The sequence below is a fragment of the Vulcanisaeta distributa JCM 11216 genome, assembly GCF_001315985.1.
GTDB lineage: Archaea > Thermoproteota > Thermoprotei > Thermoproteales > Thermocladiaceae > Vulcanisaeta > Vulcanisaeta distributa_E.
The window spans coordinates 1-8,006 of the sequence record NZ_BBBI01000030.1; the positions used below are offsets into that span (position 1 = coordinate 1).

9 protein-coding genes and 1 pseudogene are annotated in these 8,006 nt (G+C 43.1%); 6 read left to right on the forward strand and 4 right to left on the reverse strand.

Going from position 1 to position 8,006, the window contains the following annotated elements:
- Both JCM11216_RS13540 and JCM11216_RS20115 read left to right on the forward strand, forming a co-directional pair.
- Positions 1-402, forward strand: a pseudogene (locus JCM11216_RS13540) (hypothetical protein); the annotation flags it as partial.
- Positions 390-551, forward strand: a complete 162-nt coding sequence (locus JCM11216_RS20115) for a hypothetical protein (RefSeq protein WP_243676405.1) — start codon at positions 390-392, stop codon at positions 549-551. The pseudogene JCM11216_RS13540 and the gene JCM11216_RS20115, both read left to right, overlap by 13 nt.
- Here JCM11216_RS20115 and JCM11216_RS13545 read toward each other — a convergent pair.
- Together JCM11216_RS13545 and JCM11216_RS13550 are read right to left on the reverse strand one after the other, a co-directional pair.
- Positions 544-1,047, reverse strand: coding sequence for a PaREP1 family protein (locus JCM11216_RS13545; RefSeq protein ID WP_054854542.1), 504 nt, complete (start codon positions 1,045-1,047; stop codon positions 544-546). The genes JCM11216_RS20115 and JCM11216_RS13545 overlap by 8 nt on opposite strands.
- Before the next feature lie 42 nt (positions 1,048-1,089).
- Positions 1,090-2,289 (reverse strand): glycosyltransferase family 4 protein, encoded by a 1,200-nt coding sequence (locus JCM11216_RS13550; protein WP_243676408.1) that lies wholly within the window; start codon positions 2,287-2,289, stop codon positions 1,090-1,092.
- Between the two features lie 103 nt (positions 2,290-2,392).
- Between JCM11216_RS13550 and JCM11216_RS13555 the strand changes: the two genes are divergently transcribed.
- Genes JCM11216_RS13555 through JCM11216_RS13570 form a run of 4 tightly spaced genes read left to right on the forward strand, consistent with a single transcriptional unit; the run spans position 2,393 to position 5,796 of the window.
- Positions 2,393-3,352, forward strand: a complete 960-nt coding sequence (locus tag JCM11216_RS13555) for a glycosyltransferase (protein WP_054854543.1) — start codon at positions 2,393-2,395, stop codon at positions 3,350-3,352.
- 5 nt (positions 3,353-3,357) lie between these two features.
- Positions 3,358-4,392 (forward strand): glycosyltransferase family 1 protein, encoded by a 1,035-nt coding sequence (locus JCM11216_RS13560; protein ID WP_243676406.1) that lies wholly within the window; start codon positions 3,358-3,360, stop codon positions 4,390-4,392.
- Between the two features lie 5 nt (positions 4,393-4,397).
- Positions 4,398-4,592: a hypothetical protein gene (locus JCM11216_RS13565; RefSeq protein ID WP_054854545.1), complete on the forward strand. Its 195-nt coding sequence runs from the start codon at positions 4,398-4,400 to the stop codon at positions 4,590-4,592.
- Between the two features lie 4 nt (positions 4,593-4,596).
- Positions 4,597-5,796 carry a glycosyltransferase family 4 protein gene (locus JCM11216_RS13570; RefSeq protein WP_054854546.1) on the forward strand — a complete coding sequence of 400 codons (1,200 nt, stop codon included), beginning with the start codon at positions 4,597-4,599 and terminating at the stop codon, positions 5,794-5,796.
- Between the two features lie 445 nt (positions 5,797-6,241).
- On the opposite strand, the gene JCM11216_RS13575 is transcribed toward JCM11216_RS13570, so the two are convergent.
- Entirely contained in the window at positions 6,242-6,553 is a 312-nt protein-coding gene (locus JCM11216_RS13575; protein ID WP_054854547.1) for a hypothetical protein, read from the reverse strand.
- Positions 6,554-7,034: 481 nt separating this feature from the next.
- Positions 7,035-7,886: a glycosyltransferase gene (locus JCM11216_RS13580; protein ID WP_243676407.1), complete on the reverse strand. Its 852-nt coding sequence runs from the start codon at positions 7,884-7,886 to the stop codon at positions 7,035-7,037.
- Positions 7,887-8,006 lie beyond the last annotated feature (120 nt).

Sequence of the window (8,006 nt, forward strand, 5' to 3'; positions counted from 1 at the left end):
CGAATAAACGAAAACATTGAACGATTATGGCAGGAAAACAAGAGAATAAATGAGAACATAGAGAGGCTTTGGGAGGAGAACAATAGGATTTGGCAGGAGATTAGGAGACTAGCCGACAACCAGGAAAAACTATGGCAGGAGACGAGGAGTATTAGGCGTGAGCTTTCTGGCATTTCTAGGACTGTTGGGGCCTTGGTTGAGCGTGATGCTAGGCATTACCTGCCAGTTGGGTTAGGGAGAGGTTTGGCATTAATGTCGATAGGCTTAGGAGGGTTAGGATTGAGGGTGTTGGCGAGTTTGATGGTTATGCAGAGGTCAATAATAAGGTGGTGGCCGTCGAGGTTAAGGCAACGCTTAGGCTTAGGGATGTCGAGAACTTTGCGGATAAGGTGGGTAAGTTGAGGAACACTAAGGCTGGTAGGGAGATTATTGCCGTCGTAGCCTACGTGAATGAGACAAGGGACACAGATAAGGCCATAGAGCTTGCGAGGGCTAACGGCATTAAGGTCGTTAAGCACCACGGTGAGGACGACTTCGAGGAACTCACTTAGCCACTAACTGCCCTGTGTAGTTTACGAACCACTCAATAAGCGGTAAGTCAACCCTCACTTGGTCAATGCCATACTTACCCTCGTGAAAACCCCATACATGTAGGTCATACGCCCTTGACCAAGCATCAACAATTCTCGACTCACCCAACCTACTGCTTAACGTCCTGGCTGCCCTACCAATTAGGTGAGTGAACCACCTATCCTCCTTAATGGCCTCTTGATACTCAGGTGTATTGAATTTCTCGGCCAACGCCTTAATGCACTCCTCAACGGCCTTATATAACTTCTCACTAGCTTGGACTGCATCACCTCTGTCAATGTATTCCTTGGCTTCACTTAAGTACTTACCTGCGAGTTCAAGCCTCGCCTTAGCCAGTTCACCAGGGTCTAGCTTCATCGCATTCATTAACGCATACATCACGAGATCCTCGATGTCAAAGCCCCTCTCCTGAACCTTCTCGTAAATAATCCTCGGCAACTCAAGTGAAACAACCATTACTCATACCACGTATTACTGACTTAAAAACCTTCAGGGCGGTCATAGGATCTTCCTAACCAACTCGGCAAGCCTATCAACGAACTTATCGAAGGTTATGTCCCTAACCCTATCCAGGCTCTTTATTGAGTAATTACTCCACGCCCTGGAATCCGTCAGAAGCTTAACCAAGGCATTAACCGCCTCGTCGGCATTTTCATAACTAAGTCCAACCTCACCATTCAAGGCCAAGTCACTCCAGGCACCGCCGGATTTATGCACGACGACGGGCAAGCCCCCCCTTGCCATGGCCTCTGCAACCGCAATGCCCCCCCAATGCTCATTAACCGTCGCATGAAAGAAAACCCTCGATTCATCGAGTAGTTTTATCATTTCCGGCCTCGGTACATTCTTCATAAGAATCACATCCGCATTGGAAATATGCGATGCATCCATTCCAACCCTTAGGTCTCTTCTAAATGAAATATTCATTAGATAGTCATAGTAGGACTCGGATGTCCTTGTTCCGGTACTGCCCATGATTATGACCTTAGCTTGAGGAATCTCCTTAATTAGCTTGGGTGCTATATTCTCTAAAACCCAGTGATAACGCTTTTCCTCAGCATATCTACCCACCATGACCACGTACGGTCTTCGCTCATCAAAGGGCTTATTATTACTCGTTATGGGTGAGTTGGGTGGTAATGGTGGGTTAAGGACTATGGGATCCTCATTAAACGCCATCCTTATTATTGACGCGGTCCAGTGAGAGTTTGTGAGGACAGCGGTGGAGACTTGAAATGGGTTTTCCCTGGCGAATTTATCAAATAACCTTGAGTATAGCCATGCATATATATTCAGTGGAAACCTTGTGTATCTCTCGGCCATATATTGATCCTCAGTATAATAATAGCCGAGACCTGCGTATTTTCGCCTAAAGGATAGATCAAGTGGGAAGTGTATGTACTCGATCAGTTTAATGTTTCTTCTCCTTAGATCATTTATTAGCGGTTTATAGGTTGGCGAGTCAATAAAGATAATACCAGGATTATAACGCCTTAAGGCAATCTTGACGGGATACCAAACCAACAACCTCATGTATAAGCCAAAGGACCTTAATCTAATGCCCATCGAAATGTAGGGGGGGTAACTAGAGATGTCAATCCCGAACCACTCAAGGTATTTCCTTGGCTCAAAGTCTGATAATGATGTAAGCACAGGCTGGTAACCAGCCCTGGCCATGGCATGAGCTATTGACGCCATCACCAACTCCCCTCCACCTGGCTATCCCAAAAATGGTGAGCAATTACTGAATGCATACTCCTTAATCTATTTAAATCGCCCAAAGCCCAATTTTAAATGCATAATGTGCCATGACATAGCAATAGGCGTTTTAGGAAAGAACAGTGCCTGGATCCTGAAGTACAGCATGCAATCATTAAGGAGTGCTGTTCAGACTCTACGAAGTATGGGCATTAATGCCGAGGTTATTTACGTAGACGGTGGGTCAACCGACAACTCAAAGGAGATCATTAAGGATGCGCTGGGCAGCGCTGTAAGGATAATCGATGCACCTGGTACAAATATTCCCGAGGCACGTAACATAGTGGTTAAGGATACATCAAGTGAGTGCGTAATGTATTGGGATAGCGACATAATAGCACCTCCATACATACCGATAACGCTAATAAAGGCTAATAGACCAATAGTATCCACAATTAGGAGAGATATTTACGTAAACTCAAATGAGGAAATACAGAAGATACTAAATGATGCCATGGATACGAAGCCCAAGGAATTAATAATGAAGGAGGTACCCTTCACGGTATTTGGCGTAAACCTAATCAGAAGAGAGGTTTTTGGAAAAGTTGGATTATTTGATGAGCGGTTGACGCAAGCCGAGGATAGGGACTTTGGGCTTAGAGCCATGTGCCATGGCTATAAGTCATACCTCATAGAAAGTGAGGTCGTGTACGACATTAACAGGAGACTTAAGAGTGAAGTCCCCCCCATAACAACATCATTGAGACAGTACGTCAGGGGGATTCACAAAAAGGCGGCAATATATGCATACACAGGCTCTAAAAGACAGAAGTACTTAGGTGGCGCATTCATAACCCTGCACGCACTTACAATAACCTCCCTCTTCCTAGCGCCGCCGCTATCCATGATTGAGCTAGCGCCATTACTTTACCAGGTGCTTAAATATGGATCACGTAAAGGAATTGAAATGTGGATAAAGTCCCTGGTGTTTTACACAATGCTCGGGCTCGTGTACCCAGTAATTAAATTTAGCAACATATGCGACATACTAAGTAGTTGGTGATCGCCATGAGTGAAGACATGGCGTACGTTACTAGGTTCAACCCGGCAATATTTCCGAGACCACTGTTTATGAAAAAGGCAATCCCTGAATTAAACATATATTTACTAAGCATAAGACAAACAATACTTAACAAAGCATCGAATCAACAATTAATGGGTAGTACCGATGGTATTAAAGAAGAGAGAGTGGTAGTATCAAAACGAGCAGGCACTATTCATAAATTACTTAATGCATTAAGGAAGGAGGACCCATTAAAAATAATAGAGCCGTGTTATAGACAGGATAGAAGTTATGATGGATATTCAATAGTCGAAGAGACAGTCTATGGAACTTTATTCTTCAGAAAACTACGTGAGAAGTACGTTATCATTAAAAACACAGTAGGTGCCCCCCCAGCAGCCATCAGCAGCGGGAAGAACGTAATAATTGACTTAATGGATCTATGGCACTGCGACCGGGATTACGTAATATTCAACTCCATCGATACATATGTACTTAGAAGGGCTAAGTGCGTCATTGCTTGGTCGAAGGCTATAGCTGCGTTACTACGTAGATTATTACCAGGGCAATGCATAGAATATCTACCGTTTGGTATAGACCTAGACCTTATGGATCCCTTAAAGGTATCGCCTAAATTATTATTTGAGAAGTACCCGAACCTCGATGGAAAGGTAATCATAGGATATAGTGGCGGTGGGGGGGAGAGGTATCACGGTATTGATAAATTAGTACAAGCATTCTCGTTAATAGAGAAATTAAACAAAGACGAGATTTACTTAGTAATCCAGACATGGGGTCAAAACCAAAGGATTAGGGCATTGCTTAAGAAGCATGGAGTAAGACACTATGAGTTAATACCTAGCACGTCATTTAACGACCCGTTAAGGTTATCGATGCTCAGGGCTAGTAATATACTTGTCTTAACGGCTTCTGAATCACCCGGTGTATACCTAGCCGAAAGATCAACAATGTTCCATTACATGGCCAGCGGAAATGCCGTAGTGGCTGAGAAAACGCCAGGAACGCTGGGGGGGTATTAAGGCATATGGAAACTGCATACATGTTTAGGTTTAATGATGTTGAGGATCTCGTTAATGGTATACTACTCCTGATCAGTGATAATGGTTTAATGAGGAAATTGGGTATGAGTGTGAGATACGAGTTAGAAACTAAGTATTCGTGGAATAATGCATTAAAAATTAAAGTGAGGGAAGTATTAAATAAGGTAATGAGTAACTAGGATTATGAGTAACCCTGGAGTAATCGCATACGTAACTGGCTTTAACATAAACACATACCCTAGACCGCTGTTCATCAAGCATGCATTAGGGGATTCTCTGAAACTTTATAGGTTAAGAACGATAATTGGTTATCTATATGGCAAGGATGAATTAACAGACATGAATACCGGTATAGAAGGCATTGTTGAGAATCAGGTTAATAGTGCCTTACGTGCTGGGAAGAACATGATTTATATGTTACCAAGGATGCGTAATTGTGCGCGAATAGATAGGGTAGATGAATTTACGGCATTACTAATAGAGTCCTTGTATATGCCATTCTTTGAAAAGGTACATGAGAAGACGGTAATAGTCCTGAATACGGTGGGCGCATTCGCCGCCATGAAGATGGGTAAGAGGGTTATTATTGATTTAATGGATTTGTGGTCGTGCGACCCTGAGGGGTTACGTATGAATGCCCTTGATTATTATGTGCTTAGGAGGGCGTGGCAAGTTTGGGCCTGGTCGAAGGCGATAACGGCATTGCTTAGGAGAATCGGTATAAGTAATGTGAAGTATGTGCCCTTCGGCATAGACTTAAGTCAATTCGACCCGATGAAGGTACCAACTAGTATATTCTTCGAGAAATATAAGGATCTTGAGGGTAAAGTGCTCATTGGTTATAGTGGTGGCATGTGGTTTGTGAATGGTGAGGAAAGAATCGGCGTTGAGAAAATAATACGCGCATTCAAACTTATTGAGGATAAGGTTAAAGGTGATGCTGTTTTAGTGATGCAAACATCCAGGTCCATAATACCAGTAATCAGGAGATACGGTATTAGGAATTACGTGTACATCAGCCAGACGAAATTTAATGACCCATTTAGGCTATCATTGCTCCATGCATTGGACATTAAGGTATTAACAGCCACGAAATACCTACCGGTATACTTAGCTGAGAGGACTACAATGTTCCAGTACATGGCGAGTGGCGGTGCAATAATAGCCGAGAAAACACCAGGCACATTAGGCGTCCTAAAACACATGCACAATGCATACATGGTGAACTTAAACGATGTAAACGCAATGGCCCAGGCAATGTTTGAGCTCACCAATGATAAGAAGCTGAGGACCAACTTGGGTAATAACGCAAGAAGAGACGTGGAGACAAGGTATAGCATAGATGCAATATCCCACGACGTAAGGAGTTACCTGGACCTTTGAGCCACCTTATTTATTGCGTCCTCGTATACCTTATCCATATTCCAGTACCTTCAACATCCCCCCCTGCCTATTGGGGGGGTGATTCACCGTTCCTTAACCCAATTAATGACCTCATCCCTGACCCTGTTTAGCTCAATTGTATGCACTGGGTAACAGTACTCATGAAGCCAGTACTTAGTAAAGAGGAAATCATCTCGCTGGTAATACCCAGATTCATCAAGTCCCTAGGGGGGGCCTTATTAACTAGCCAATCCTCCTTCACAGCCTCCTATCCATATATTGCGATTTTAAGGAGTAGTGAGGATTTATCCCTTGGGCGTGTTCTGCGGGCTTATTATAGTCCATTTTCTCGATAACTTAATTACATACTCGGGCGCGTTCATGTATGCGACAAGTTCGTTAAGCGGTATTGAACTAGCGATGCTCTTAGCCTTAATTTCATCATTTATAACCCACTCATCCCCCCCAACCTTCTTAAGGCTCTTAATGGCGTAGCACTTGAGAGCCCTATACCGAGTGATTGAACCTCCCTAAGCGCACTACTGTATAGGGTCTGAATACCGCCAATGCTTGGGTAATAAAACACTGCTTGCTCCCTATAACCAACGATAGCTATCCCCATCGCCGACTTAACCACATCTCTCCAGTCAGGTATTGGAAGCCTACCCGGCGTATAGACCCAGTCAACATCAATCTCCCTCAAATCCCTTTTCCAAATCTTCCTATTGTAGGGACCAAGTACTTCCTGGCAATCCAATTACCAAAGAACCCATGTATCCACTCATCAAGGTTACTAGGCCTCCAATCAACTGCGCGATTCATCTGGGCCTCTAGGAAAGCATGAGGGTTTGCATCATCGAGTCTAACCTATGTGTTTACCAGGAGATGTTCAAGAATATTCCTTGATAGGATCTCCTTATTGCCCGAGAATATTACGTGGCTACTGCCAACATCAAAGGTAAAGCCATTAACAATCTCACTCCTCAATAAACGGGCCGATGCATTGAATAGCACCCAAAAACGAAGTAAATGGGTAAGTCATCAACGAAGACGCCAATATCAACAATTTCATAATCATTAATATAAACCATATCGTACATAAAGTGATAGGTCATGGTAATTAGGGCTTATTATATGAACATTGTCATCATTAATTCTACAATCATTAATCATTTTACTATACTAAGTTCTTTCCTCGCAGTAATCTCAATACAAACACAATTAGCAATAAACAAACTCTAACTAAAGTACTTCTTATCGATGTATCCCTCTTGGTTTAGTAATGCGTGCATTATTCCCAACCCAAATGGTTTCAAGAACCTCTTAAATCCATCATGAAATATTATCCTTAAACCCCAATGTAGTAATTGGCGTAGGTATATGCGTGAGTGCATTCTCCTCTCCCTAAATAGTATTGTTGAGTTTCTTACCATGTAGTAGTATCTCCATGGTGGTTCATAGTGTATAAAATCCTTTCCGTGGATTTTCGATAGTATTGGCGACCATATTTTAGTACCCAGCTCATGCTCAACCAATTTACAGTTTATACTGAGTGTTAGGTATCCCTGTTCCCTCACCTTTGCGTATAGGTCGTGGTCCGCCTGGTCCAGGAAAAAGTTAGTTCTGCAGCACGTCTTCATGGCTATATCACTCCTGATCAACGTCCCCGAGAAAGCCTCGTAGAGTACTTCATAGACCCTACAATCATTACCCCATGAACCAAGCTTAATCAAGCCAACCCTATCCCTAACGGGCTTAGGCAGTCCCTCGTAAATGCTTAATGCCCTCTTTACAGTGTCGTTAAGCACTATGGTGTCATCATCAAGGAATAGTAGCCAGTCAGGGTTGAAGTGGTTCACGGCATAACGAACACCCCTCATTAAGGCGTAGGCAATGCCAGAATTAAAACTAAGCCTAATCAAATCACAACCACGCACACCACGGCACAAACCCTCAATCTCACCAACATTCCTCGAACCATTATCAACAACGACAACACGAAAAACCTGCCCAATAATAGAATCAAGGACGAGTGTAAGTCTCGTGATGTCGGGATTGTGAGAAACAACGATGGCGGTAATTCTCGTCATGGCATTTATGAACGAAAATCCTTTATAAAGGTAACCACGACAATAAGGTAATGACTAGGGCCTCTGTTGTTTGGCTTAATTTTAATAGTATGGGCTTTATTGACATTGCTCTTAGGAGTC

Excerpts from the sequence above, each read along its gene's own strand:
- JCM11216_RS13545 (WP_054854542.1), bottom strand. The coding sequence starts at position 1,047 with ATGGTTGTTTCACTTGAGTTGCCGAGGATTATTTACGAGAAGGTTCAG.
- JCM11216_RS13550 (WP_243676408.1), bottom strand. The coding sequence starts at position 2,289 with ATGGCGTCAATAGCTCATGCCATGGCCAGGGCTGGTTACCAGCCTGTG.
- JCM11216_RS13555 (WP_054854543.1), top strand. The coding sequence starts at position 2,393 with ATGTGCCATGACATAGCAATAGGCGTTTTAGGAAAGAACAGTGCCTGG.
- JCM11216_RS13560 (WP_243676406.1), top strand. The coding sequence starts at position 3,358 with ATGAGTGAAGACATGGCGTACGTTACTAGGTTCAACCCGGCAATATTT.
- JCM11216_RS13565 (WP_054854545.1), top strand. The coding sequence starts at position 4,398 with ATGGAAACTGCATACATGTTTAGGTTTAATGATGTTGAGGATCTCGTT.
- JCM11216_RS13570 (WP_054854546.1), top strand. The coding sequence starts at position 4,597 with ATGAGTAACCCTGGAGTAATCGCATACGTAACTGGCTTTAACATAAAC.
- JCM11216_RS13580 (WP_243676407.1), bottom strand. The coding sequence starts at position 7,886 with ATGACGAGAATTACCGCCATCGTTGTTTCTCACAATCCCGACATCACG.